Source organism: Streptomyces sp. NPDC090127, from assembly GCF_044746945.1.
In the GTDB taxonomy this organism is placed as follows: Bacteria; Actinomycetota; Actinomycetes; order Streptomycetales; family Streptomycetaceae; genus Streptomyces.
This window is the reverse complement of the sequence record NZ_JBIVDE010000002.1, coordinates 910,251-935,233: the sequence shown is the minus strand read 5'-3', so window position 1 is coordinate 935,233 and position 24,983 is coordinate 910,251. Positions and strand designations below refer to the sequence as shown.

Annotated in this window: 23 protein-coding genes and 1 riboswitch; of the genes, 21 read left to right on the top strand and 2 right to left on the bottom strand. The window is 71.9% G+C overall.

Annotated elements, in window-relative coordinates; all coding sequences use genetic code 11:
• The first annotated feature begins 65 nt into the window (after positions 1-65).
• The 19 genes from ACIPPS_RS09725 (at position 66) to ACIPPS_RS09635 (ending at position 20,779) form a co-directional block, all read left to right on the top strand.
• On the top strand, positions 66-1,889 hold the full coding sequence (locus tag ACIPPS_RS09725; protein ID WP_401429563.1) for a DUF5941 domain-containing protein: 1,824 nt from the start codon (positions 66-68) through the stop codon (positions 1,887-1,889).
• Complete coding sequence (locus ACIPPS_RS09720) at positions 1,886-2,623, top strand: sugar phosphate nucleotidyltransferase (protein ID WP_401428947.1); 738 nt, start codon at positions 1,886-1,888, stop codon at positions 2,621-2,623. Before ACIPPS_RS09725 ends, ACIPPS_RS09720 begins: the two co-directional genes overlap by 4 nt.
• Entirely contained in the window at positions 2,611-3,672 is a 1,062-nt protein-coding gene (locus ACIPPS_RS09715; RefSeq protein WP_401428945.1) for an iron-containing alcohol dehydrogenase family protein, read from the top strand. Before ACIPPS_RS09720 ends, ACIPPS_RS09715 begins: the two co-directional genes overlap by 13 nt.
• Positions 3,650-4,429, top strand: coding sequence for a CDP-alcohol phosphatidyltransferase family protein (locus ACIPPS_RS09710; RefSeq protein WP_401428942.1), 780 nt, complete (start codon positions 3,650-3,652; stop codon positions 4,427-4,429). Before ACIPPS_RS09715 ends, ACIPPS_RS09710 begins: the two co-directional genes overlap by 23 nt.
• A gap of 78 nt (positions 4,430-4,507) precedes the next feature.
• The gene (locus ACIPPS_RS09705; RefSeq protein WP_401429560.1) at positions 4,508-5,386 is read left to right on the top strand and encodes a glycosyltransferase family 2 protein; all 879 of its coding nucleotides are present in this window, start codon (positions 4,508-4,510) and stop codon (positions 5,384-5,386) included.
• Positions 5,387-5,448: 62 nt separating this feature from the next.
• Positions 5,449-6,378, top strand: coding sequence for an ABC transporter permease (locus ACIPPS_RS09700; RefSeq protein ID WP_401428940.1), 930 nt, complete (start codon positions 5,449-5,451; stop codon positions 6,376-6,378).
• Positions 6,371-7,156, top strand: coding sequence for an ABC transporter ATP-binding protein (locus ACIPPS_RS09695; RefSeq protein ID WP_401428937.1), 786 nt, complete (start codon positions 6,371-6,373; stop codon positions 7,154-7,156). The genes ACIPPS_RS09700 and ACIPPS_RS09695 overlap by 8 nt, the downstream gene beginning before the upstream one ends.
• Positions 7,157-7,277: 121 nt before the next feature.
• Positions 7,278-7,949 (top strand): TetR/AcrR family transcriptional regulator, encoded by a 672-nt coding sequence (locus ACIPPS_RS09690; RefSeq protein ID WP_401428934.1) that lies wholly within the window; start codon positions 7,278-7,280, stop codon positions 7,947-7,949.
• Positions 7,950-8,249: 300 nt separating this feature from the next.
• On the top strand, positions 8,250-9,161 hold the full coding sequence (gene hpnC, locus ACIPPS_RS09685) for a squalene synthase HpnC (protein WP_401428931.1): 912 nt from the start codon (positions 8,250-8,252) through the stop codon (positions 9,159-9,161).
• The gene (hpnD, locus tag ACIPPS_RS09680; RefSeq protein ID WP_401428929.1) at positions 9,158-10,108 is read left to right on the top strand and encodes a presqualene diphosphate synthase HpnD; all 951 of its coding nucleotides are present in this window, start codon (positions 9,158-9,160) and stop codon (positions 10,106-10,108) included. Before hpnC ends, hpnD begins: the two co-directional genes overlap by 4 nt.
• Before the next feature lie 82 nt (positions 10,109-10,190).
• On the top strand, positions 10,191-11,591 hold the full coding sequence (hpnE, locus tag ACIPPS_RS09675; protein ID WP_401428927.1) for a hydroxysqualene dehydroxylase HpnE: 1,401 nt from the start codon (positions 10,191-10,193) through the stop codon (positions 11,589-11,591).
• Positions 11,588-12,688: a polyprenyl synthetase family protein gene (locus ACIPPS_RS09670; RefSeq protein WP_401428924.1), complete on the top strand. Its 1,101-nt coding sequence runs from the start codon at positions 11,588-11,590 to the stop codon at positions 12,686-12,688. Before hpnE ends, ACIPPS_RS09670 begins: the two co-directional genes overlap by 4 nt.
• Positions 12,689-12,795: 107 nt before the next feature.
• Entirely contained in the window at positions 12,796-14,781 is a 1,986-nt protein-coding gene (gene shc, locus ACIPPS_RS09665; protein WP_401428921.1) for a squalene--hopene cyclase, read from the top strand.
• Positions 14,781-15,452: a 1-hydroxy-2-methyl-2-butenyl 4-diphosphate reductase gene (locus ACIPPS_RS09660; protein ID WP_401428918.1), complete on the top strand. Its 672-nt coding sequence runs from the start codon at positions 14,781-14,783 to the stop codon at positions 15,450-15,452. Before shc ends, ACIPPS_RS09660 begins: the two co-directional genes overlap by 1 nt.
• A gap of 7 nt (positions 15,453-15,459) precedes the next feature.
• Positions 15,460-16,482 (top strand): adenosyl-hopene transferase HpnH, encoded by a 1,023-nt coding sequence (hpnH, locus tag ACIPPS_RS09655; protein ID WP_401428915.1) that lies wholly within the window; start codon positions 15,460-15,462, stop codon positions 16,480-16,482.
• 84 nt (positions 16,483-16,566) lie between these two features.
• Positions 16,567-18,450, top strand: coding sequence for a 1-deoxy-D-xylulose-5-phosphate synthase (gene dxs / locus ACIPPS_RS09650; RefSeq protein WP_401428913.1), 1,884 nt, complete (start codon positions 16,567-16,569; stop codon positions 18,448-18,450).
• A complete protein-coding gene (locus tag ACIPPS_RS09645; RefSeq protein WP_401428911.1) occupies positions 18,447-19,832 on the top strand; it encodes an aspartate aminotransferase family protein in 1,386 nt (461 codons plus the stop codon). Before dxs ends, ACIPPS_RS09645 begins: the two co-directional genes overlap by 4 nt.
• Positions 19,833-19,907: 75 nt before the next feature.
• The gene (locus ACIPPS_RS09640) at positions 19,908-20,594 is read left to right on the top strand and encodes a helix-turn-helix domain-containing protein (RefSeq protein ID WP_401428909.1); all 687 of its coding nucleotides are present in this window, start codon (positions 19,908-19,910) and stop codon (positions 20,592-20,594) included.
• Between the two features lie 20 nt (positions 20,595-20,614).
• Entirely contained in the window at positions 20,615-20,779 is a 165-nt protein-coding gene (locus tag ACIPPS_RS09635; RefSeq protein WP_401428906.1) for a DUF6126 family protein, read from the top strand.
• A gap of 15 nt (positions 20,780-20,794) precedes the next feature.
• Here ACIPPS_RS09635 and ACIPPS_RS09630 read toward each other — a convergent pair whose 3' ends face one another.
• The gene (locus ACIPPS_RS09630) at positions 20,795-21,607 is read right to left on the bottom strand and encodes a tyrosine-protein phosphatase (RefSeq protein WP_401428903.1); all 813 of its coding nucleotides are present in this window, start codon (positions 21,605-21,607) and stop codon (positions 20,795-20,797) included.
• Between the two features lie 389 nt (positions 21,608-21,996).
• A riboswitch (cyclic di-AMP (ydaO/yuaA leader) is annotated at positions 21,997-22,162 on the top strand.
• 4 nt (positions 22,163-22,166) lie between these two features.
• On the opposite strand from ACIPPS_RS09630, the gene ACIPPS_RS09625 reads away from it, so the two are divergent.
• Together ACIPPS_RS09625 and ACIPPS_RS09620 are read left to right on the top strand one after the other, a co-directional pair.
• On the top strand, positions 22,167-23,129 hold the full coding sequence (locus ACIPPS_RS09625; RefSeq protein WP_401428900.1) for a peptidoglycan DD-metalloendopeptidase family protein: 963 nt from the start codon (positions 22,167-22,169) through the stop codon (positions 23,127-23,129).
• Between the two features lie 169 nt (positions 23,130-23,298).
• Entirely contained in the window at positions 23,299-24,111 is an 813-nt protein-coding gene (locus tag ACIPPS_RS09620) for an SGNH/GDSL hydrolase family protein (RefSeq protein WP_401428898.1), read from the top strand.
• Here the strand turns inward: ACIPPS_RS09620 and ACIPPS_RS09615 are convergent.
• Complete coding sequence (locus ACIPPS_RS09615) at positions 24,098-24,976, bottom strand: STM4011 family radical SAM protein (protein WP_401428896.1); 879 nt, start codon at positions 24,974-24,976, stop codon at positions 24,098-24,100. The two genes, ACIPPS_RS09620 and ACIPPS_RS09615, sit on opposite strands and share 14 nt — an antisense overlap.
• Positions 24,977-24,983 lie beyond the last annotated feature (7 nt).

The window sequence follows — 24,983 nt, the reverse complement described above, 5'->3', positions numbered from 1 at the left end:
CGCCGTGCCCGGGGCGTGCCATGAGCCCCGAGGGCCCGCCCGTCAGCTCCAAGGAGTGAGTTCGTCTGTCGACCGCCATCCTCACCGGTCCGCCGGTACCCGGATCGTCGCTCGACGGCGATCTGCGGTCGCTCGGCTTCGACGTACGGGTCGCCTCCGGCCCGCAGGAGACGGGAGCACTGCTCGCCGCCGTACCGGCGGGTGAGCGGGTCGCCGTCGTCGACCCGCGCTTCGTCGGACACCTCCACGCGCTGCGCCTGACGCTCACCGACCCCCGCTTCCCGGCCGCCGCGGCGCCCGGCGCGCTCACCGCGCAGCCCGAGGCCCGCCCGGCGCTCGCCCGCGCGCTGACCCACGCGTACGCGTCGGTGCCCGGCGCCCCGGCCGCGCCCGAGCCCGCCGCTGGCGCGGAGAGCCTGCCCGACACCCTCGCCGAGGCCCTCGACACCGACGGCGTCGCCGTGCACCGACCCGTGCTGGGCACGCTCGTCGCCGCCGTACCGGCCGACGCCGAGGCCCGCCACGAGACCCGCGCCGCCGTCGCCGCCGTCGACGACGAGGCCGTACGACTGCGCTCCGCCGTGAAGGCCCACGACGGTTTCTTCACCACCTTCTGCGTCAGCCCGTACTCGCGCTACATCGCCCGCTGGTGCGCCCGGCGCGGACTCACCCCCAACCAGGTCACCACCGCCTCGCTGCTCACCGCCCTGATCGCCGCCGGCTGCGCCGCCACGGGCGAGCGCGGCGGATACGTCGCCGCCGGGGTGCTCCTCCTCGTCTCCTTCGTCCTGGACTGCACCGACGGGCAGCTCGCCCGCTACTCCCTGCAGTACTCGACGATGGGCGCCTGGCTCGACGCGACCTTCGACCGCGCCAAGGAGTACGCCTTCTACGCGGGCCTCGCCTTCGGCGCGGCCCGCGACGGGGACGACGTCTGGGCGCTCGCGCTCGGCGCGATGGTCCTGATGACCTGCCGGCACGTCGTGGACTTCTCGTTCAACGAGGCCAACCACGACGCCACGGCCAACACCAGCCCCACCGCCGCGCTCTCCAGCCGCCTCGACAGCGTCGGCTGGACCGTCTGGGTCCGCCGCATGATCATCCTGCCGATCGGCGAACGCTGGGCGATGATCGCGGTCCTCACCGCCGTCACCACGCCCCGGATCGTCTTCTGGGCGCTGATCGTCGGCTGCGCCTTCGGCGCCTGCTACACCACCGCGGGCCGCGTCCTGCGCTCCCTGACCCGCAAGGCCCGCCGCACCGACCGGGCCGCCCAGGCGCTCGCCGACCTGGCGGACTCCGGCCCTCTCGCCGAGTTCCAGGCGCGGCTGCTGCGCGGCAGGGCCGGGGCCGTGGGCCCGCTGCCCGTCGCGGTGCTGGGCGCCGCGCTGATGCTCGCGGCCGCGTGGTACCTGCCGTTCGGCGACGCCCGGCTGATCGCCGTCGCGGTGATCTACGCCATGGCCGCGGGACTCGTCGCCGCCCGCCCCCTCAAGGGCGCCCTCGACTGGCTCGTACCGCCCCTGTTCAGGGCAGCCGAGTACGGCACGATCCTGATCCTCGCCGCCCGTTCCGAGGTGAACGGCGCCCTGCCCGCGGCTTACGGGCTCGTGGCGGCCGTCGCCTACCATCACTACGACACGGTGTACCGCATCCGCGGCGGCACCGGCGCCCCGCCCACCTGGCTGGTGCGCACGACCGGCGGTCACGAGGGCCGCGTCCTGCTGGTGACGGTCCTCGCCGCCCTGCTGGCGACCCGGGGCGACGACTTCGCCCTGGCGCTCACCGCCCTCGCGGTCGCCCTCGCGCTCGTGGTGCTCGTGGAGTCCATCCGTTTCTGGGTGTCCTCCGGAGCACCCGCCGTACATGACGAAGGAGAAACAGCATGATTGGCCTCGTACTGGCAGCAGGTGCCGGACGCCGTCTGCGCCCCTACACCGACACGCTCCCGAAGGCCCTCGTGCCTGTCGACGGTGACACCACCGTCCTGGACCTCACGCTGAAGAACTTCGCGGAGGTCGGCCTCACCGAGGTCGCCGTCGTCGTCGGCTACCGCAAGGAGGCCGTGTACGCGCGCAAGGAGGCTCTGGAGGCCCAGTACGGCGTCTCGATCACGCTGATCGACAACGACAAGGCCGAGGAGTGGAACAACGCCTACTCCCTGTGGTGCGCCCGTGAGGTCCTCAAGCGTGGTGTGATCCTCGCCAACGGCGACACCGTCCACCCGGTCTCCGTCGAGAAGACCCTGCTCGCCGCGCGCGGCGACGGCAAGAAGATCATCCTCGCCCTCGACACGGTGAAGAACCTCGCCGACGAGGAGATGAAGGTCATCACCGCCGAGGGCAAGGGCGTCCAGAAGATCACCAAGCTGATGGACCCGGCCACCGCCACCGGCGAGTACATCGGCGTCACGCTCATCGAGCCCGAGGCGGCCGAGGCCCTCGCCGACGCCCTCAAGGCGACCTTCGAGCGCGACCCCGACCTCTACTACGAGGACGGCTATCAGAAGCTCGTCGACGACGGCTTCACCATCGACGTGGAGCCCATCGGCGACGTCAAGTGGGTCGAGATCGACAACCACGACGACCTGGCGAAGGGCCGTGACATCGCGTGCCTGTACTGACCCGGCTCATCCCCTCGCCGGTCGTCGTCGACATCCGCAGAGGAGCGCTGGAGGACCTCTCCGCGCTCCTCGCCGACCAGCGGATCTCCAGCAACGGCCGGATCGCCGTCGCGATCAGCGGCGGCTCGGGCCTGAAGCTGCGTGACCAGTTCGCGCCGGAGCTGCCCGGAGCCGACTGGTACCCGGTCGAGGGCGGCACCATCGACGCGGCGGTCAAGCTCGCCGACGCCATGCGCGGCAAGCGCTACGACGCGGTGGTCGCCCTCGGCGGCGGCAAGATCATCGACGTGACCAAGTACGCGGCGGCCCGGGTCGGCCTGCCGCTGGTCGCCATCGCGACGAACCTGTCGCACGACGGCATCTGCTCGCCGATCTCCACCCTGGACAACGACAACGGGCGCGGCTCCTACGGTGTGCCGACCCCGATCGCGCTGGTCGTCGACCTCGACGTGATCCGGGACGCCCCGGTGCGCTTCGTCCGCTCCGGCATCGGCGACGCGGTCTCCAACCTGTCCGCCATCGCGGACTGGGAGCTCTCGCACCGGGAGACCGGCGAGCCGGTCGACGGCCTCGCCGCCGCGATGGCCCGCAGCGCGGGCGAGGCGGTGCTCCGCCACCCCGGCGGCGTCGGCGACGACGACTTCCTCGTCACCCTCTCCGAGGGCCTGGTGATGTCCGGGATCGCCATGTCGATCAGCGGCGACAGCCGGCCCTCCTCGGGCGCCTGCCACGAGATCAGCCACGCCTTCGACCTGCTCTTCCCCGAGCGGGCCGCCAGCCACGGCGAGCAGTGCGGACTCGGTGCGGCCTTCGCGATGCACCTGCGCGGCGCCGCGGAGGGCTCGCTCCAGATCGTCGAGACCCTGCGCCGCCACGGCCTGCCCGTGACGCCCGAGGAGATGGGCTTCAGCGTGGAGGAGTTCGTCCGCGCCGTGTCCTTCGCCCCGCAGACCCGGCCCGGCCGCTTCACGATCCTCGAACACCTCGACCTCTCCGACGACCAGATCAGGGACGCGTACGCCGACTATGCCAAAGCCATCGGTAGCTGAGCTCCGCCCGGTCGTGCACCCCGCCGGGGTGAAGGACCGACGCAGCGGAGAGCACTGGGGCGGCCGCCTGTACATGCGCGAGATCTCGCTGCGCATCACCCGCCACCTGGTCACCACCAAGGTCACGCCCAACCAGCTGACCTACGTGATGACGCTCTGCGGCGTGCTCGCCGCCCCCGCCCTGCTCGTGCCGGGTGTCTGGGGCGCGGTCCTGGGCGTCGTCGCGGTCCAGCTCTACCTGCTGCTCGACTGCGTCGACGGTGAGGTCGCCCGCTGGAAGAAGCAGTTCTCGCTCTCCGGCGTCTACCTCGACCGGGTCGGCGCGTACCTGTGCGACGCGGCCGTCCTGGTCGGCTTCGGCCTGCGCGCCGCCGACCTGTGGGGCGGCGGCCGGATCGACTGGCTGTGGGCCTTCCTCGGCACCCTCGCCGCGCTCGGCGCGATCCTGATCAAGGCGGAGACCGACCTCGTCGGTGTCGCCCGCCACCAGGGCGGGCTGCCGCCGGTCAAGGAGGCGGCGAGCGAGCCCCGATCCTCCGGGATGGCGTTCGCCCGCCGGGCCGCCGGGGCGCTGAAGTTCCACCGGCTGGTCCTCGGGATCGAGGCGTCCCTGCTGATCCTGGTCCTGGCGATCGTCGACGCGGTCCGTGACGACCTGTTCTTCACCCGCCTCGGCGTCGCGGTCCTCGCGGGCATCGCGCTCCTCCAGACGCTGCTGCACCTGGTCTCGATCCTGGCGTCGAGCCGGCTGAAGTGAGGACCGGCTGACATGGCCTCGAAGGTGCGGACGACCGACAAGACGACGAGCAGGGGGAGGACGAGCGTGAGTACGTCGATGAAGCTGGGTGCCGTCATCATCACGATGGGCAACCGCCCGGACGACCTGCGCGCGCTGCTGGAGTCGGTGGCCAAGCAGGAGGGTGACCCGGTCGAGGTCGTCGTCGTCGGCAACGGCGCCCCCGTCACGGGGGTCCCCGAGGGCGTCCACACCATCGACCTGCCCGAGAACCTGGGCATCCCCGGCGGCCGTAACGTCGGTATCGAGGCCTTCGGCCCCGAGGGTCCCTGCGGCCCCGTCGACGCCCTGCTCTTCCTGGACGACGACGGTCTGCTGGAGCGCGCCGACACCGCGGAGCTGGTCCGCGGGGCGTTCGCCGCAGACGAGCGGCTCGGCATCATCAGCTTCCGGATCGCGGACCCGGAGACCGGCCTCACCCAGCGCCGGCACGTCCCCAGGCTGCGCGCGGCCGACCCGATGCGGTCCTCCCGCGTGACCACCTTCCTCGGTGGCGCGAACGCCGTCCGCACCCAGGTCCTCGACGAAGTCGGCGGGCTGCCCGACGAGTTCTTCTACGCGCACGAGGAGACCGATCTGGCCTGGCGGGCCCTCGACGCCAACTGGATGATCGACTACCGTTCCGACATGGTGCTGCTCCACCCCACCACGCCACCGTCCCGGCACGCGACGTACCACTACAACGTGGCCCGCAACCGGGTATGGCTGGCCCGGCGCAACCTCCCCGCACTCCTGGTTCCCGTCTATCTCGGTGTCTGGCTGCTCCTCACCCTCGCGCGGCGTCCTTCGGGGCCCGCGCTGAAGGCGTGGCTCGGCGGTTTCCGGGAGGGCTGGGCCACCCCCTGCGGACCGCGTCGGCCCATGAAATGGCGTACGGTGTGGCGGCTGACCCGACTGGGACGCCCGCCCGTCGTCTGACACGTGGCGTCTGACACGTGGCGCCTGACATACCGCGCATCTGAATACGAAAGTTCCGATCTGTGAGTGACACAACCCACGACGGCGCGGTCGCGACGAGCGCCCCGCCATCCGCCGACGACGGCCTCACCCCGGCCGCGCTGGCATCGAAGTACGGTCTGTCGGTCAGCGGTGCCCGGCCGGGCTTCTTCGAGTACGTCCGCCAGCTCTGGGGGCGGCGCCACTTCATCCTCGCCTTCTCCTCGGCGAAGCTGACGGCGCAGTACAGCCAGGCGAAGCTCGGCCAGCTCTGGCAGGTGGCGACCCCGCTGCTGAACGCCGGTGTCTACTTCCTGATCTTCGGGCTCATCCTGGGCGCCGGCCAGGGCATGCCGACCAGGGTGTACATCCCGTTCCTGGTCACCGGGATCTTCGTCTTCACCTTCACCCAGAGCTCGGTGATGGCGGGTGTCCGGGCGATCTCCGGCAACCTCGGCCTCGTCCGGGCCCTGCACTTCCCGCGCGCCTCGCTGCCCATCTCGTTCGCGCTCCAGCAGCTCCAGCAGCTGCTCTTCTCCATGATCGTGCTCGCCGCGATCGTGGTCGCCTTCGGCAGCTACCCGTCGCTGAGCTGGCTGCTCCTGGTTCCCGCGCTGTTCCTGCAGTTCGTGTTCAACGTCGGCCTCGCCATGATCATGGCGAGGATGGGCTCCAAGACGCCCGACCTCGCGCAGCTGATGCCCTTCGTCATGCGCACCTGGATGTACGCCTCCGGCGTGATGTTCTCCATCCCGGTGATGCTCGCGGACAAGCCGGCCTGGATCGCCGACGTCCTCATGTACAACCCGGCGGCCCTCTACATGGACCTGATCCGGTTCGCCCTGATCGACGACTACGGCTCCTCCAACCTGCCGTCGCACGTCTGGATGGCGGCGCTCGGCTGGGCGCTGGCGATCGGCATCGGCGGCTTCGTCTACTTCTGGAAGGCCGAGGAGAGGTACGGCCGTGGCTGACACCACCCAGGGACGCGTTCCCACCGTGATCGCCGACGAGGTCCACATCGTCTACCGGGTCAACACCGGTGGCGGCGGCAAGGGCAGCGCCACCGCGGCCCTCAGCCGGATCCTCGGCAAGGGCAAGGCCGAGGTCACCCGCGGCGTCCGCAAGGTGCACGCCGTCCGCGGCGTCACCTTCACCGCCTACCGGGGCGAGGCCATCGGCCTCATCGGCAGCAACGGCTCCGGCAAGTCCACCCTGCTGCGCGCCATCGCCGGCCTGCTGCCCACCGAGAGCGGCAAGGTCTACACCGACGGCCAGCCCTCGCTGCTCGGCGTCAACGCGGCGCTCATGAACGACCTCACCGGTGAGCGCAACGTCATCCTCGGCGGCCTCGCCATGGGGATGAGCAAGGAAGAGATCCGCGAGCGCTACCAGGGCATCGTCGACTTCTCGGGCATCAACGAGAAGGGCGACTTCATCAGCCTGCCCATGCGGACGTACTCCTCCGGCATGGGCGCCCGGCTCCGCTTCGCCATCGCGGCCGCCAAGAACCACGACGTCCTCATGATCGACGAGGCCCTGGCCACCGGTGACCGCAGGTTCCAGATCCGCTCCGAGGAGCGCATCCGGGAGCTCCGCAAGGAGGCCGGCACCGTCTTCCTGGTCAGCCACAGCAACAAGTCGATCAGGGACACCTGCGACCGCGTCCTGTGGCTGGAGAAGGGCGAGCTCCTGATGGACGGCCCCACGGAGGAAGTCCTGCGGGCGTACGAGCGCGAGACCGCGAGGTAGCCCGAACCGCGTACGGAGGCCCCCGCCGCGCAGGCGGGGGCCTTCGCGTTCCCCGTCCCGCTCCTCCGCGCCCCTTCCCACCTGGAATGTTCATGCGGTCAACATCGGGCAGGATGAGCCCATGGCAGCGTTCTCGGGGGGAAAGACCTACCACCACGGCGACCTGCGCAACGCGCTGATCTGCGCCGCCGTCGACCTCGCCACCGAGGGCGGCCCCGAACGCGTGGTGCTGCGCGAGGCGGCCCGCCGGGTCGGCGTCTCGCCCACCGCCGCCTACCGGCACTTCGACGGCCGTGGCGAGCTGCTCAGGGCCGTCAAGACCCACGCCCAGCGCGCGCTCGCCGACTCCATGGAGCGGGCCGCCGAGCGCGTCCCGGGCGCCGACGACCCCACCGTCGCCGCCGAGCTGCGCCTCGCCGCCCTCGGCCGGGGCTACGTCGGCTTCGCCCTGGAGCAGCCGGGTCTCTACCGGGCGGCCTTCTGCACTCCGCGCGCGGCCTGCGGCGACCCCTGGGCGCCGCCCGGCCGGCCCGCCGCACCCGAACCCGAGTTCCGTGCGTTCGCCCTGCTCACGGAGGCCCTGCACGCCCTGGCAGGGGCCGGCCGGGTGGAGCGGCGCGCCCGGCCGGACGCCGGGGCCGCCACGTGGTCGGCCGTGCACGGACTGTCCCTCCTGCTCCTCGACGGCCCCCTGGGCGGCCTTCCGGAGCAGCGCCGCACCGATGTCGTGGAGTCCACCCTCGCCCTGGTGCTCTCGGGCGCCCGCGCCGACCGGGCGCCGGCCGGAAGCTGAACTTCCGTCGCCCCGTGGAGGGTTGACACTCCGACTGATGTTCTCGCGGAGCGCCCGGCACCCCGACGAGGCACTCGGCGTTGTACAACGTAAGCTGTACCGGTGCTGATTCGTGGCAAGTGGGGCGATACCCCCTAGGCATCCCCGGGCGTCAGGCGGTGAGCCCTCCGGGGGCGGACCGGTGGCGTGTCCGAAATAGGATGGATTGGATCGGCAGTGTAGAACAGGAGATGTGACGGCCATGACGCGAAATCTCCAGCTCCACGAGGGTGTCGCCGTCCCCGCGTCGGGCAGCGGCCAGTGACGGGAACCCGGCAGGTGCGCCCCGACGCCTCCTCGCGCACCACCCTCGACAAGGCCGCGGACGAGAACTTCCCCGTGGCCCCCTTCTTCCTGCCGCGCGCCTGGCGCGACGACCTCATGGCCGTCTACGGCTACGCCCGGCTCGTCGACGACATCGGCGACGGCGACCTCGCCCCCGGCGGGGCCGACGCCCGCCACCTCGGCGTCACCCCCGAGTGGGCGGACGACCGGCTCGCGATGCTCGACGCCTTCGAGAGCGACCTCCTGCGGGTCTTCGACGGCGCGCCCCGCCACCCCCTGCTGCGCGCCCTCCAGCCGACCGTGCACCGCCGCGACCTGGGCCCCGAGCCCTTCCTCGGCCTGATCGCGGCCAACCGCCAGGACCAGCTGGTGCGCCGCTACGAGACCTACGACGACCTCCTCGCGTACTGCGAACTCTCCGCGAACCCCGTCGGCCGGCTCGTCCTCGGGATCACCGGAACCGCCACCCCCGAGCGCGTCCGCCGCTCCGACGCCGTCTGCACCGCCCTGCAGATCGTCGAGCACCTCCAGGACGTCGCCGAGGACCTCGGCCGGGACCGGATCTACCTGCCCGCCGAGGACATGAAGCGCTTCCACGTCACCGAGGACGACCTGGCCCGGCCGACCGCCAACGCCTCCGTGCGCGCCCTGATCGCCTTCGAGGCCGATCGCGCCCGCGCGCTGCTGCGGGACGGCACCCCGCTGGTGGGCAGCGTGCGCGGCCGGCTGCGCCTGTTGCTCACCGGCTTCACCGCCGGTGGTCTCGCCGCGCTCGACGCGATCGCCGCCGCCGGGTTCGACGTCCTGCCCGGGCCGCCCAAGCCCACCAAACCGAGTCTGATGCGCCAAGCGGGAACGGTCCTGCTGAGAGCGCGGAGAGAGGGGTGAGCCGGACCGTGGAGGCACAGACGGAGGCGTCCGCGCCGGTGCAGGCCGCGTACAGCTACTGCGAGGCCGTCACCGGACAGCAGGCGCGCAACTTCGCCTACGGGATCCGGCTCCTGCCGACCGACAAGCGACAGGCCATGTCCGCGCTGTACGCGTTCTCGCGACGCGTCGACGACATCGGCGACGGCGGACTCGCGCCCGAGGCCAAGCGGGAACGGCTGGAGGGGACCCGGCTGCTCCTGGACCGGGTCCGGCACGACAAGGTCGACGAGGACGACACCGACCCCGTCGCCGTGGCCCTCGCCGACGCCTCCCGGCGCTTCCCGATCCCACTGAGTGGCCTCGACGAACTCATCGACGGCGTCCTGATGGACGTCCGCGGCGAGACGTACGAGACCTGGGACGACCTCAAGGTCTACTGCCGGTGCGTCGCGGGCGCCATCGGCAGGCTCTCGCTCGGCGTCTTCGGCGCCCAGCCGGGCGCGCAGGGCGTGGAACGCGCCCCGGAGTACGCCGACACCCTCGGCCTCGCCCTCCAGCTCACCAACATCCTCCGCGACGTCCGCGAGGACGCCGGCAACGGCCGCACCTACCTGCCCGCCGACGACCTCGCCAAGTTCGGCTGCGGCGACGGCTTCGGGCGCGAGACCCCGCCCCAAGGCGCCGACTTCACCGGGCTCGTCCACTTCGAAGTGCGGCGTGCCCGCGCCCTTTTCGCCGAGGGCTACCGGCTGCTGCCGATGCTCGACCGGCGCAGCGGCGCCTGCGTCGCCGCGATGGCCGGGATCTACCGCCGCCTCCTCGACCGGATCGAACGCGACCCGGAGGCGGTGCTGCGCGGCCGCGTCTCGCTGCCCGGCCGGGAGAAGGCGTACGTCGCCGTGCGCGGCCTCTCCGGCCTCGACACCCGCCACATCTCCCGACGGTCCGTCAGGAGGCGTGCCTGATGGGAGGGTACGCGGCCCGGCACCGGGCAACCCCACGCCGCAGGACGGCGTCCCTGACTGCGGCGACCCCAGGGGAGGCGGCATGAACGAGCGGGAGACGGACCGGGGCGGCGCCGCCGCGCACGCCGTCGTCGTCGGCGGCGGGCTCGCCGGAACCACCGCCGCGCTCCAACTCGCCGACGCCGGGCTGCGCGTGACGCTCCTCGAAGGGCGGCCGCGACTCGGCGGGCTCGCGTTCTCCTTCCGCCGCGGCGACCTCACCGTCGACAACGGACAGCACGTCTATCTGCGCTGCTGCACCGCCTACCGCTGGTTCCTCGACCGGATCGACGGCGCCCACCTCGCACCCCTCCAGGACCGGCTCGACGTGCCCGTCCTGGACGTCGCCCACCCCCGCGGCCCCCGCCTCGGCCGGCTGCGGCGCGCCAACCTGCCCGTACCGCTGCACCTCGCCAGGAGCCTGGCGACCTACCCGCACCTCTCCCTCGCCGAGCGGGCGAGCGTCGGCCGTGCCGCGCTCGCGCTCAAGGCACTCGACCCCGCCGACCCGGCGCTCGACGGCATCGACTTCGCGACCTGGCTCGGCCGGCACGGCCAGTCCCCGCGCGCCATCGAGGCCCTCTGGGACCTGGTCGGCGTCGCCACCCTCAACGCCACCGCGGCCGACGCCTCCATGGGCCTGGCCGCCATGGTCTTCAGGACCGGGCTGCTCTCCGAGCCGGGCGCCGCCGACATCGGCTGGGCCCACGTCCCCCTCGGCGAACTCCACGACACCCTCGTCCGCAAAGCCCTCGACTCCCTCGGCGTCCGCACCGAACTGCGGACCAAGGCGGAGCGGATCAGCCGTACCGAGGACGGCCGCTGGGCCGTCGACGTGGCGGGGGAGACCATCGAGGCGGACACCGTCGTCCTCGCCGTACCGCAGCGCGAGACCCACGAACTGCTCCCCGACGGCGCCCTGGACGACCCGGACCGGCTCCTCGACATCGGCACCGCGCCCATCCTCAACGTGCACGTCGTCTACGACCGCAAGGTGCTCAGGCAGCCCTTCTTCACCGCGCTCGGCTCGCCGGTGCAGTGGGTCTTCGACCGCACCGACTCCTCCGGTCTCCAGGGCGGCGGACAGTACCTGGCCGTCTCCCAGTCCGCCGCGCAGGACGAGATCGACGCGCCCGTCGCCGCCCTGCGCGAGCGGTACCTGCCCGAGCTGGAGCGCCTGCTGCCCGCCGCGCGCGGCGCCGGAGTCCGGGACTTCTTCGTCACACGGGAGCGGACAGCGACGTTCGCCCCCACTCCGGGCGTCGGCCGGCTCCGCCCCGCCGCCCGTACCCACGCCCCCGGCCTCCACCTGGCCGGCGCGTGGACCGCCACCGGCTGGCCCGCGACCATGGAGGGTGCCGTCCGCAGTGGTTTCAGCGCCGCGGGCGCCGCACTCTCCGCCCTCGGCCGCCGCCATGAACATCCGCTGCAGGAGGCGGTATGAGTGTGAGTACTGGAACAAGAGGAGAGACCGTGCCGACTGTGCCCCCGGTGAACCCGGCCGTCGACACCGCGGACGTCACCGCTCTGCTGGAGCGCGGGCGGGCCCTGTCCACCCCCGTCCTGCGAGCGGCCGTCGACCGGCTCGCCCCGCCCATGGACACCGTCGCCGCCTACCACTTCGGCTGGATCGACGCCCAGGGCAACCCGGCCGAGGGGGACAGCGGCAAGGCCGTACGCCCCGCTCTCGCGCTGCTCTCCGCCGAGGCCGCGGGCGTCGCCCCCGAGGTCGGTGTCCCCGGCGCCGTCGCCGTGGAGCTGGTCCACAACTTCTCGCTGCTCCACGACGACCTGATGGACGGCGACGAGCAGCGGCGCCACCGCGACACCGTCTGGAAGGTGCACGGCCCCGCGCAGGCGATCCTCGTCGGCGACGCGCTCTTCGCCCTCGCCAACGAACTGCTGCTCGAACTCGGCACGGTCGAGGCCGGCCGCGCCACCCGTCGACTCACCACCGCCACGCGGAAGCTGATCGACGGTCAGGCCCAGGACATCTCCTACGAGCACCGCGAGCGGGTCACCGTCGAGGAGTGCCTGGAGATGGAGGGCAACAAGACCGGCGCCCTGCTCGCCTGCGCCGTCTCCATCGGCGCGGTCCTCGGCGGCGCCGACGACCGCACGGCCGACAAGCTGGAGGAGTACGGCTACCACCTCGGCCTCGCCTTCCAGGCCGTCGACGACCTCCTCGGCATCTGGGGCGACCCGGAGTCCACCGGCAAGCAGACCTGGAGCGACCTGCGCCAGCGCAAGAAGTCCCTGCCCGTGGTCGCCGCCCTCGCGGCCGGCGGCCCGGCCTCCGAGCGGCTCGGCGAGCTGCTCGCCGCCGACGCCAAGAGCAGCGACTTCGACACCTTCTCCGAGGAGGAGTTCGCCACCCGCGCGGCCCTCATCGAGGAGGCCGGCGGACGCGAGTGGACCTCCGAGGAGGCGCGCCGCCAGCACACCATCGCCATCCGGGCGCTGCACGAGGTGGACATGCCCGAGCGGGTCAGGGCGCAGCTCACCGCGCTCGCCGACTTCGTCGTCGTACGGAAGAGATGATCACCATCACCCTGATATGAGTGCGCAGTCGCCGGCCGGTGCCTCCCGGCGCCGGCCGACGGCAGACCCGATGAAGCAGAAGTATTCGACTGCACGAAGGGGAAGCCATGACAGCGACGACCGACGGAAGCGCCGGGGCCGTGGGCCCCCGGACGACCGCGGCCAGCGACACCACCATCACCGCGCCCGCCGACGGCGGCCTCGAAGAGGCGGCCGGGCGGGCGGCGGAACGCTCCATCGCACACCTGCTCGGCCGCCAGGACGCGGAAGGCTGGTGGAAGGGCGACCTGGAGACCAACGTCACCATGGACGCCGAAGACCTTCTCCTGCGCCAGTTCCTCGGCATCCTGGACGAGGCCACCACTCGCGCCGCCGCCCAGCACATCCGCGGCGAGCAGCGCGAGGACGGCACCTGGGCCACCTTCTACGGTGGACCCGGCGAGCTCTCCGCCACCATCGAGGCGTACGTCGCGCTGCGCCTGGCCGGGGACCTGCCCGAGGACCCGCACATGGCCCGTGCCGCCACCTGGATCCGGGCCCGGGGCGGGATCGCCGCCTCCCGCGTCTTCACCCGGATCTGGCTCGCCCTCTTCGGCTGGTGGAAGTGGGACGACCTGCCCGAGCTGCCGCCCGAACTGATCTTCCTGCCGACGTGGTTCCCGCTCAACATCTACGACTTCGGCTGCTGGGCCCGGCAGACCATCGTGCCGCTCACCGTGGTCTCCGCCAAGCGGCCGGTGCGGCCCGCGCCCTTTCAGCTGGACGAGCTGCACATCGATCCGGCCCGGCCGAATCCGGCGAAACCCCTCGCGTCCGCCGCGAGTTGGGACGGCTTCTTCCAGCGGCTCGACAGGGCGCTGCACGTCTACCACAAGCTCGCCCCGCGCCGGCTGCGTACGGCCGCGATGAACGTCGCCGCCCGCTGGATCGTCGAACGCCAGGAGAACGACGGCTGCTGGGGCGGCATCCAGCCCCCCGCCGTCTACTCGGTGATCGCCCTGCACCTGCTCGGCTACGACCTGGAACACCCGGTCATGCGGGCCGGTCTGGAGTCGCTCGACCGCTTCGCCGTCTGGCGCGAGGACGGCTCGCGCATGATCGAGGCCTGCCAGTCGCCCGTCTGGGACACCTGCCTGGCCACGATCGCCCTCGCCGACGCGGGCCTCCCGGCCGACCATCCGGCGCTCGTGCGGGCGGCGGACTGGATGCTCGGCGAGGAGATCGTCCGGCCCGGCGACTGGGCCGTCCGTCGGCCCGGACTGCCCCCGGGCGGCTGGGCGTTCGAGTTCCACAACGACAACTACCCGGACATCGACGACACCGCCGAGGTACTCCTCGCGCTGCGCCGGGTCAGGCATCCCGACCCCTCCCGGGTCGAGGCGGCCATCGCCCGGGGCGCCCGCTGGACCCTCGGGATGCAGTCGAAGAACGGCGCCTGGGCCGCCTTCGACGCCGACAACACCAGCCCCTTCCCCAACCGGCTGCCGTTCTGCGACTTCGGCGAGGTCATCGACCCGCCCTCCGCCGACGTCACCGCCCATGTGGTGGAGATGCTCGCCTACGAGGGCAAGGCCCACCATCCCCGTACCCGCAGGGGAATCGAGTGGCTGCTCGCCGCGCAGGAGCCGAACGGGGCCTGGTTCGGCCGCTGGGGCGTCAACTACGTGTACGGGACGGGTTCGGTGGTCCCGGCGCTCACCGCCGCCGGACTGCCCCACTCCCACCCGGCGATCCGCCGGGCCGTCGCCTGGCTGGAGTCCGTGCAGAACGAGGACGGCGGCTGGGGCGAGGACCTCCGCTCGTACAAGGAGCGGGCCTGGGTCGGCCACGGTGTCTCGACCGCCTCGCAGACCGCCTGGGCGCTGCTCGCGCTGCTCGCCGCCGGCGAACGCGACACCAAGGCCGTGGAACGGGGCGTCGCCTGGCTGGCCGGGACGCAGAAGGCCGACGGCTCCTGGGACGAACCGTACTTCACCGGAACCGGCTTCCCCTGGGACTTCTCCATCAACTACCACCTCTACCGGCAGGTGTTCCCGCTCACGGCCCTCGGCCGCTACGTGAACGGTGAACCGACCGTCTCCAGGGAGGAGTGATGGGCGAAGAGCCGGGGCCGCCGTCCGGCTCCGCGGCGCCGCCGCTGCTGATCGTCTGCGCGCTCGGCATCGAGCAGCTCGCCCTGCGCAGCGGCGGCCGGACCGGGGCGCCCGGCGCCTTCACCGTGGTCCGCACCGGCATGGGCCCCGCCCACGCCCGCCGGGGCGTCGCCGCGGCCCTCGACCGGGAGCCCTGGCGGGACGCCGCCGTCATCGCCTCGGGCTTCTGCGCCGGGCTCGCCCCCGGGATGCACCCCGGCGACCTCGTCGTCGCGGAGGAGACCCTGGGCGGACCGGACGGCCCCGGCGCCGTCACCACCTGCACCGGGACCGAGCTCCTGGTGAAGGCCCTGTCGCGGGCCGTGCCCGGCCGCACCGTCCACACCGGGCCGCTGACCGGCTCCGCCCACGTCGTCCGGGGCCAGGAGCGGGCCGACCTGCGCGCCACCGGCGCCATCGCCGTCGACATGGAGTCCGCCGCCACGCTCCGCACCGCGCTGGCGGCCGGACCGCGTCCGGTTGCGGCCGTACGGGTGGTCGTGGACGCTCCAGAACATGAACTGGTCCGGATCGGCACGGTACGCGGTGGAATATCGGCGTTCCGTGTTCTTCGTGCCGTCCTTCCCGCATTCTTCGAATGGCACCGTTCTTTGCTGCTCCCCAGGAGGTGAGCGAGTTATGGCCATGCCGCTCCGTCAGTCCATCCGGGTCGGGACCTATCTCATCGAACAGAAGCTCCGCAAGCGGGACAAGTTCCCCCTCATCGTCGAACTGGAGCCCCTGTTCGCCTGTAACCTCGCGTGCGAGGGCTGCGGAAAGATCCAGCACCCGGCCGGTGTGCTCAAGCAGCGGATGCCGGTCGCCCAGGCCGTCGGCGCCGTCCTGGAGTCCGGGGCGCCGATGGTCTCCATCGCCGGCGGCGAGCCTCTGATGCACCCTCAGATCGACGAGATCGTGCGCCAGTTGGTCGCGAAGAAGAAGTACGTCTTCCTCTGCACCAACGCGATGCTGATGCGCAAGAAGCTGGAGAAGTTCACCCCCTCGCCGTACTTCGCCTTCGCGGTGCACATCGACGGGCTGCGCGAGCGGCACGACGAGTCCGTCGCGAAGGAGGGCGTGTTCGACGAGGCGGTGGCGGCGATCAAGGAGGCCAAGCGACGCGGCTTCCGGGTCACCACCAACTCGACCTTCTTCAACACCGACACCCCGCAGACCATCATCGAGGTGCTCAACTACCTCAACGACGACCTCCAGGTCGACGAGATGATGATCTCGCCCGCGTACGCGTACGAGAAGGCCCCGGACCAGGAGCACTTCCTCGGCGTCGAGCAGACCCGCGAGCTCTTCAAGAAGGCCTTCGCCGGCGGCAACCGCAGACGGTGGCGGCTCAACCACTCGCCGCTCTTCCTGGACTTCCTGGAGGGCAAGGCGGACTTCCCCTGCACCGCGTGGGCGATCCCGAACTACTCGCTCTTCGGCTGGCAGCGCCCCTGCTACCTGATGAGCGACGGGTACGTCCCCACCTACCGGGAGCTGATCGAGGAGACCGACTGGGACAAGTACGGCCGGGGCAAGGACCCGCGCTGCGCCAACTGCATGGCGCACTGCGGCTACGAACCGACCGCGGTCCTCGCCACCATGGGCTCGCTGAAGGAGTCCCTGCGGGCGGCCCGCGAGACCGTCTCCGGCAACCGCGGATGACATGACGCGTACGGGAGGCCCGCGCGCCCCAGGGCCGCGGGCCTCCCGCACACCTCAGCACCGTACGACGAAAGGGGGCCGAGCATGACGATTCTGGAGACCATCCGGGGGCCGCGCGACCTCCGGCCGCTGAGCGGCGCGGAGCTCGACGAACTGGCGGCGGAGATCCGGCAGTTCCTCATCCAGGCGGTCGCCAGGACGGGCGGCCATCTGGGACCCAACCTCGGCGTGGTGGAGCTGACCCTCGCGCTGCACCGGGTCTTCCACTCGCCCGACGACCGCATCCTGTGGGACACCGGACACCAGAGCTACGTCCACAAACTCCTCACCGGGCGGCAGGACTTCTCCAAGCTGCGCTGCAAGGGCGGGCTCTCCGGCTACCCCTCCCGCGAGGAGTCGGAGCACGACGTCATCGAGAACTCGCACGCCTCGACCGTCCTCGGCTGGGCCGACGGCCTCGCCAAGGCCAACGAGGCCGCCGGGCGGCCCGACCACGTGGTCGCCGTCATCGGCGACGGAGCCCTGACCGGGGGCATGGCCTGGGAGGCGCTGAACAACATCGCCGCCGCCCGGGACCGGCCCCTGATCGTCGTCGTCAACGACAACGAGCGTTCCTACGCCCCGACGATCGGGGGCCTCGCCGACCACCTGGCCGCCCTGCGCACCAGCGAGGGATACGAGCGGGTCCTCGCCTGGGGCAAGGACGTCCTCCAGCACACGCCCGTGATCGGACCGCCGCTCTACGGATCGCTGCACGGCGCGAAGAAGGGGTTCAAGGAGACGTTCGCCCCGCAAGGGCTCTTCGAGGATCTGGGGCTGAAGTACATCGGTCCCGTCGACGGCCACGACCTCGCGGCCGTCGAGTCCGCCCTGCGCCACGCCCAGCGCTTCCCCGGGCCGGTCCTGGTCCACTGCCTCACCGAGAAGGGCCGCGGCTACCGCCCCGCCCTGGAGGACGAGGCGGACCGCTTCCACGCCGTCGGCGCCATGGACCCGGTCACCTGCGAACCCCTCGCCCCCTCGACCGGCCCCTCCTGGACCTCCGTCTTCGGGGACGCCATCGCCGAGATCGGGGCCGAGCGGCCGGACGTCGTCGCGATCACCGCCGCGATGCTCCACCCGGTCGGCCTGACGACGTTCGCCGAGCGCTTCCCCGACCGGGTCTGGGACGTCGGCATCGCCGAGCAGCACGCCGTGGTCTCGGCCGCGGGCCTCGCCGCCGGCGGGCTCCACCCGGTCGTCGCGGTCTACGCGACCTTCCTCAACCGCGCCTTCGACCAGCTGCTGATGGACGTCGCCCTGCACCGGTGCGGCGTCACCTTCGTCCTTGACCGGGCCGGGGTCACCGGCACCGACGGGCCCTCCCACAACGGCATGTGGGACATGTCGATCCTCCAGGTCGTGCCCGGGCTGCGGCTCGCCGCGCCCCGCGACGCCGACCAGCTGCGCGCCCAGCTGCGCGAGGCCGTCGCCGTCGACGACGCCCCGACCGTGCTGCGCTTCCCCAAGGAGACGGTGGGCCCGGCGGTCGCGGCCGTCGGGCGGATCGGCTCCATGGACGTCCTGCTGGAGCCCGCGGGGCAGGACGCGGACGTGCTCCTCGTCGCCGTCGGGGTCATGGCCGAGGTCTGCCTCCAGGCCGCCGACCTGCTCGCCGGACGCGGCGTCCGCTGCACCGTCGTCGACCCCCGCTGGGTCAAGCCCGTCGACGAGGCCCTCGCCCCGCTCGCCGAGCGGCATCGTCTGGTCGCCGTCGTCGAGGACGGCGTCCGTACCGGCGGTGTCGGCGCGGCGGTGGGTCAGGCCCTGCGCGACGCGGGGGTCGACGTCCCGCTGAGGACCTTCGGCATCCCCGAACAGTTCCTGGCCCACGCCAAGCGCGGCGAGGTGCTCGCCGACCTCGGCCTCACCCCGGTGGAGATCGCCGGGAACATCAGCGCCGCACTGACCCGGAAGAAGGGGCGATGAGCAAGGAGTTCGACCTCTCGGCACTGCTCGCCGAGCGCGGGGCGGAGCGCTACGAGCTGCACAGCCGCTACCTCAACCACCAGCTCCCGCGCATGCTGCACACGATCGGCTTCGACCGGGTCTACGAGCGGGCCGAGGGAGCCCACTTCTGGGACGCCGACGGAGTCGACCACCTCGACATGCTGGCCGGCTTCGGCGTCATGGGCCTCGGCCGGCACCACCCCGTCGTCCGCAAGGCGCTCCACGACGTGCTCGACGCCCAGCTCGCCGACCTCACCCGCTTCGACTGCCAGCCGCTGCCGGGCCTGCTCGCCGAGCGGCTGCTCTCCCACAGCCCCCACCTCGACCGGGTCTTCTTCGGCAACAGCGGTACGGAAGCGGTGGAGACCGCCCTGAAGTTCGCCCGGTACGCCACCGGGAGCCCCAGGATCCTCTACTGCTCCCACGCCTTCCACGGCCTGACCACCGGCTCCCTGTCGGTCAACGGCGAGAAGGGCTTCCGGGACGGCTTCGCCCCGCTGCTGCCCGACACGGCGATCGCGCTGGGCGACCTCGACGCCCTGGAGCGGGAGCTGGGGAAGGGCGATGTGGCCGCGTTCGTCGTGGAGCCGATCCAGGGCAAGGGGGTGCACGAGGCCCCGCCGGGCTTCCTGCGCGCCGCCCAGGAGCTGCTGCACCGGCACGGCGCCCTGCTGATCGCCGACGAGGTGCAGACCGGGCTCGGCAGGACCGGTGACTTCTACGCGTACCAACACGAGGAGGGCGTCGAACCGGACCTGCTCTGTGTCGCCAAGGCGCTCTCCGGCGGATACGTCCCGGTCGGCGCGACGCTCGGCAAGGACTGGATCTTCAAGAAGGTCTACTCGTCCATGGACCGCGTCCTCGTCCACTCCGCCAGCTTCGGTTCGAACGCGCAGGCCATGGCGGCGGGACTCGCCGTGCTCTCGGTGATGGAGAACGAGGGGACGGTGGCGCACGCGCGCCGGATCGGCGAGCTGCTCTCCTCGCGCCTGAAGGAACTCGTACCGCGGTACGAGCTGCTGCACGAGGTCCGCGGCCGCGGGCTGATGATCGGGATCGAGTTCGGCCGCCCCTCGTCGCTGGGGCTGCGCAGCCGGTGGACGATGCTCCAGGCGGCCCGGAAGGGGCTCTTCGCGCAGATGGTCGTCGTGCCGCTGCTCCAACGGCACCGGATCCTGACCCAGGTGTCGGGCGACCATCTGGAGGTGATCAAGCTGATTCCGCCGCTGATCATCGACGAGGCCGACGTGGACCGCTTCGTGACCGCGTTCACGGCGGTGATGGACGACGCCCACGGCGGTGGCGGGCTGATGTGGGACTTCGGGAAGACGCTGGTCAAGCAGGCGGTCGCCCAGCGCTGACAGGGTGGCCCGAGCGTGACTTGCCTCTGGGGCAAGAAATTTGCCTGAGAGGAAAGTTCCTGGCGGAATGGAGCCATGGAGCACCTCCCCGGGGAACCTTCCCCGGACCCTGCCGCACAGGATCCTGCCGTACCGGGTCCCGTCGCACCGGATCCCGCCGGACCTGACCCGGCCGCCGTCCTGCCGGACGTCGCCCCGCAGCTGCGTGGGCTGCGCCGACGGCGCGGGCTGACCCTGGAGGTCGCCGCGCAGCGGGCCGGGCTCTCACCGGCCCATCTCTCCCGGCTCGAGACGGGCCATCGGCAGCCCTCGCTGCCGATGCTGCTCGCCCTGGCCCGCATCTACGGTACGACGGTCTCCGCGCTCCTGGGCGAGGTTCCGGCCGAGCGTGATCCGATCGTCCGGGCCGGCCGGTCCGAGCCCGTCGAGGCCGACGGCTGGACCTACCGCCAGGCAGGGGGGCCCGGCCGGGCCCTGCAGGCGCTCCGTGTGCACGTTCCGTACGCCACCCGCGCCGACATCGTGCGCGTCCATCCCGGCGAGGAGTGGCTGCACGTCCTCGACGGGCAGGTGCGTCTCGCCCTCGGCGACGCCGTCCACGTCCTGGATCCCGGGGACAGCGCGCACTTCGACTCGCTCACCCCGCACCGCATCGGCGCCGCCGGTCGCGGCGGGGCCGAGCTGCTCTTCGTCCACACGCTGATGCAGAGCCCCGTCGCCGAGCTGTGTCTCGGCGACGGCGCCGCTCCGCATCCGCGCTGAGCCCTTCGGAAAGGACCGTCATGTCGGAGAAGTCCGGAAAGCGCGCCCCCGTCACCGGCGAGGAGCGCGAGGCCGGCCAGTTCCCCAAGGGGCTGGTGCTCCGCCTCTTCGCGTACCTCGTGGCGGGGCACCTCTTCGCCGCCTTCCTCTATCTGCTGTTCGCCCTCGGCGGGCAGAACCAGTGACCGCGAGGGGCGCCGTCACGCGTCCTTGACGAGCCGCTCGCGCAGGCGCGCGCGGGTCTCCGCGCTGAGCTTCAGACCGTCCGTGAGGTAGTTCTCGGCCGTCCCCCAGGTCTGCTCCATCGTCTCGAACGCGGCCCGCAGATACTCCACACGCGCGTCGAACAGCGGGCTGATCAGCTCCATCACCTCGGGCGCCATCGCGTCCGCGGAGGTGGAGCTGCGGCGCACCTTGTAACGGCGGTGCGGGTCGTTCGACTTCACGTAGTCGGCCTCGATCGCCTCGCGCTCGACGCCCACCGCGAGCAGCGCGATGGCGATGGAGAGGCCGGCCCGGTCCTTGCCGGCCGCGCAGTGCATGAGGGCGGGGACGCTGTCCTCGGCGAGCGCGTGGAGGATGCGGCTGTGCTCCGCCGTCCGCTCGACGATCATCTTGCGGTACGAATCAGACATTCGGGTCGCGGCCTTGCCGTCGCCGAGGATGGCGCGGAGCTGCTCCAGCTCGCCCGAGCTGACGAGCTTCCAGAACTCCTTGCCGTCGGCCGGGTCGTTGAGCGGAATGTTCACGTTCCGTACGCCGGGCAGTTCGACGTCCGGGCCCTCGATCTTGACGTCGGCCTGATTGCGGAAGTCGAAGATCGTGTGCAGCCCGAGGGTGGTGAGGAACGCGGCGTCGTCCTCCGTGGCGTGCGCGAGGTGGCCGCTGCGGAAGAGGCGGCCGAAGCGCACCGTCCCGCCGTCCACGGTCGGCAGTCCGCCCACGTCCCGGAAGTTGCGTACCCCGGTGAGCTCGGGTTCGGTCGGCGAGATCTGGGGCAGCTGCTGCGTCACGGGTGCTCCTGAAGGTTGGCGGATCGCGATCGGGTCCTGATCGATTCCTGGCGCAATCATCCCGGGTGCCGGGGGGCCTCCGCACCTCTGGGTAGGGGAATGGGCGTTCTGTCCGAATTAGGGCCTTCGATATAACGCGCCCTGGTTGCAGGGGAGATGGGTTTCGCGGCGTGAGCAGCGTCATAGAAGTGACGGACCGTGCCTGATCGCCGGGCGTAATTCCCCTGCCGGAAAAGGAAATCGATCCGCCGTCATCCACGGAGGGTGACCGGAATGCGGAGCGGATATCACGCTCTGGAATGCGAACGGAAAACGGCGGCTTGTTCGGCTCGACCCTGCTCGTCTAGCGTCACCGTCAATCCGGTCGGACCGCCGAATCCTGCCACCGTCCGGAATCCGCACCCATCCCCATCCACGTACGGCAGGAGCGGGGGACCCAGGTAAGTACGCCGCACCGGTCGATCCGGACGGCTCGGGGTGAAGCCGCGTGAGAACGCGGCCGGACATCTCCAGTCCGAACCCGACAGCTCACCTCGTAGGCGACGGAGAGGAATTCGCCATGCCCGCGAAGGGTAAGCACCGCCGTCCCAAGGTCAACCCGATCACGCGTGGATTCGTCGCCGCCGGCACGGGCGGCGCCGTCGTCGCCCTGCCGCTGCTCGGCGCGACCGGAGCCCACGCCGCCGAGAAGGCCGCTCCGACCGTGACGTCCGAGAAGGCCGTCGCCGCCGTCGCCGCCACTCCCGCGAAGGCCCCCGCCGCCGCGAAGCCGAAGACGTACTCCGTCGCCCCCGGCGACTACCTGTCGAAGATCGCCGCCGAGCACCACCTCGCGGGCGGCTGGCAGAAGCTCTACTCCGACAACCGTCAGGTCGTCGGCGAGGACCCGTCGCTGATCCTGCCGGGCATGAAGCTCACCCTCGGCGCCAAGTCGACGGCCAAGGCCGCCCCGAAGGCCGAGGCCCCCAAGGCCGCGCCGAAGACCCCGAAGGCCGCGCCCAAGGCGGAGAAGTCCTCCTCCGACGCGAGCGAGACGCGCAGCTCCCGCTCCTCGGACCGCTCCACGGCCCCCACCGAGAACTCCGGCTCGGCGCAGTCCGCCCCGGCCAAGGCCTCCTCCGGCTGGGTCGCCCCGGTCAGCGGCGGCATCTCGACCCCGTACCGGGCCTCCGGCTCGATGTGGTCCTCCGGCTACCACACCGGTGCGGACTTCATCGCCGCCTCCGGCACCTCGGTCAAGGCCGTCGGCGCGGGCACCGTCCACTCGGCCGGCTGGAGCGGTTCGTACGGCAACGAGGTCGTCATCCAGCACGCCGACGGCACGTACTCCCAGTACGCCCACCTCTCCTCCCTCTCCGTCTCGGCGGGCCAGACCGTGACCGGCGGTCAGCAGATCGGCCTCTCCGGCTCGACCGGCAACTCCAGCGGTCCGCACCTGCACTTCGAGATCCGCACCGGCCCGAGCTACGGCTCGGACATCGACCCGCTGGCCTACCTGCGCCAGCACGGCGTCGGCGTCTGACGCCTTCGCGTTCACCCGCAGCACCCCACAGGGGCCCGGCACTTCCGAGTGCCGGGCCCCTGTGGCGTATTCCGGCTTGGCGGAATCTTGACCGGTGGCGTATCTCACCCGGCGTCAACCCCTCCTTACGGTCGCGTAGGTCACATGCATAAGGGAAAGATGAGCTCCCGTGGCAGACGATTCGAGATCAAGAGACATACGCGCATTCGGGTCGTACGCGGCGATCGGTGACAGCTTCACCGAGGGTGTGGGAGATCCCGGGCCCGACGGGACGTTCGCCGGCTGGGCCGACCGTTTCGCGGTCCTGCTCGCCGACCAATTGCCGGAGCACGACGTATTCCGTTACGCCAACCTGGCCGTCCGGGGCCGGCTCCTCGACCAGATCGTGGCGGAACAGGTCCCCAGGGCCAAGGAGCTCGCTCCCGACCTGGTGACCTTCTGCGCGGGCGGCAACGACATCATTCGCCCCGGCACCGACCCCGACGACGTCGCCGAGCGCTTCGAGCGCGCCGTCGCCGACCTCACCTCGGCCGTCGGCACGGTGATGGTGACCACCGGCTTCGACACCCGCGACGTCCCCGTGCTGCGGCATCTGCGCGGCAAGATCGCCACCTACACCGCCCATGTCCGGGCCATCGCCGACCGCTACGACTGCCCGGTCCTCGACCTCTGGTCGCTCAAGTCCGTGCAGGACAGGCGGGCCTGGGACAACGACCGGCTGCACCTCTCGCCCGAGGGGCACACCCGGGTCGCGCTGCGCGCCGCCCAGGTCCTCGGCATGGACGTGCCGGCCGACCCGGACCAGGTCTGGCCGCCGCTGCCGCCGAGGGGGACCCTGGAGGTCCGCCGCGACGACATCCAGTGGGCCAGGGAGTACCTCGTCCCGTGGATCGGACGGCGGCTGCGCGGCGAGAGCTCGGGCGACCATGTGGCCGCCAAGCGGCCGGACCTGATGCCGCTCGGCGACCTCATGCCCCTCTGACCGCCCGGCCCGGCGCTCCCGCGCGCCCGGCCGGAATCCGCTCCAGGACCCCGCCCGCGAACACGTCGTACAACGGCAGCGTCTCCAGGTGGACGTAGCCGATGTGGCAGTCGCAGGCCGCGAGCGGGCAGGCGCGCGGGCGCAGCGCGGCCCGGTAGGACCCGTCGTACAGGTTGCCCAGCTCGGCCTTGACGAAGTGACAGCGGCGCACGGTCCCGTCACCGTCCACCGAGACCACCGACTCACCGGTCCGGCACGGCAGCCCGGCGGAGCGGTGCGGACGGCGGCTGTACGGGAAGAGGGGGTCGAGGGCCGTCCAGCTCTCGGCCTCCTCGTCGGTGTACGTGTGCCCGTCGGCCGCGTTCACCCAGAGGTAGACCTCGGGCGGGAGGTCCTCGCGCAGGCGCAGCGCGTGCTCCCGGTGCGCGGGCAGACCGACCACCCCGACGCTGAAGCGGACCGACCGGGCCGCCAGCTCGCGGCACTTCGCGAGGAAGCGGTCGTACGGCGTCTGGCCGGGGTGGTACGTGCACCAGAGCGCGAGGGTCTCGGGGTCGGCCTCGGCCAGCCAGTCGGTGCGGCAGCTCAGGTTGGTCTGGATCGCCACCCGCTCGACCTGCGGCAGGTGCGACAGCTCGGTGAGGGTGCGCCGGTACCACGATCGGACCAGCCCCTCGCCCCAGGGGGTGAAGAGGATCCTCAGCCGGTCGCCGGTCTGCGCGGTCACCCAGGCGGCGAAACGCTCCAGCGCGGCGCGGTCGGCCCGCAGCTGTTCGCGGCTGTCACGGCGCTTGGCGAACGGGCAGTAGGGACAGTCGTAGTCGCAGGAGGCGAGCGGCCCGCGGTACAGGATCGTCAGGTCCACGACAGCT

Bases quoted from the DNA above. Each gene is read 5' to 3' on its own strand.
- ACIPPS_RS09640 (WP_401428909.1), top strand. From the start codon at position 19,908: ATGGAGCACCTCCCCGGGGAACCTTCCCCGGACCCTGCCGCACAGGAT.
- hpnH (WP_401428915.1), top strand. From the start codon at position 15,460: ATGGCCATGCCGCTCCGTCAGTCCATCCGGGTCGGGACCTATCTCATC.
- ACIPPS_RS09635 (WP_401428906.1), top strand. From the start codon at position 20,615: ATGTCGGAGAAGTCCGGAAAGCGCGCCCCCGTCACCGGCGAGGAGCGC.
- ACIPPS_RS09720 (WP_401428947.1), top strand. From the start codon at position 1,886: ATGATTGGCCTCGTACTGGCAGCAGGTGCCGGACGCCGTCTGCGCCCC.
- ACIPPS_RS09690 (WP_401428934.1), top strand. From the start codon at position 7,278: ATGGCAGCGTTCTCGGGGGGAAAGACCTACCACCACGGCGACCTGCGC.
- hpnE (WP_401428927.1), top strand. From the start codon at position 10,191: ATGAACGAGCGGGAGACGGACCGGGGCGGCGCCGCCGCGCACGCCGTC.
- ACIPPS_RS09625 (WP_401428900.1), top strand. From the start codon at position 22,167: ATGCCCGCGAAGGGTAAGCACCGCCGTCCCAAGGTCAACCCGATCACG.
- ACIPPS_RS09705 (WP_401429560.1), top strand. From the start codon at position 4,508: ATGAAGCTGGGTGCCGTCATCATCACGATGGGCAACCGCCCGGACGAC.
- ACIPPS_RS09670 (WP_401428924.1), top strand. From the start codon at position 11,588: ATGAGTGTGAGTACTGGAACAAGAGGAGAGACCGTGCCGACTGTGCCC.
- ACIPPS_RS09710 (WP_401428942.1), top strand. From the start codon at position 3,650: ATGCCAAAGCCATCGGTAGCTGAGCTCCGCCCGGTCGTGCACCCCGCC.
- ACIPPS_RS09645 (WP_401428911.1), top strand. From the start codon at position 18,447: ATGAGCAAGGAGTTCGACCTCTCGGCACTGCTCGCCGAGCGCGGGGCG.
- dxs (WP_401428913.1), top strand. From the start codon at position 16,567: ATGACGATTCTGGAGACCATCCGGGGGCCGCGCGACCTCCGGCCGCTG.
- ACIPPS_RS09660 (WP_401428918.1), top strand. From the start codon at position 14,781: ATGGGCGAAGAGCCGGGGCCGCCGTCCGGCTCCGCGGCGCCGCCGCTG.
- shc (WP_401428921.1), top strand. From the start codon at position 12,796: ATGACAGCGACGACCGACGGAAGCGCCGGGGCCGTGGGCCCCCGGACG.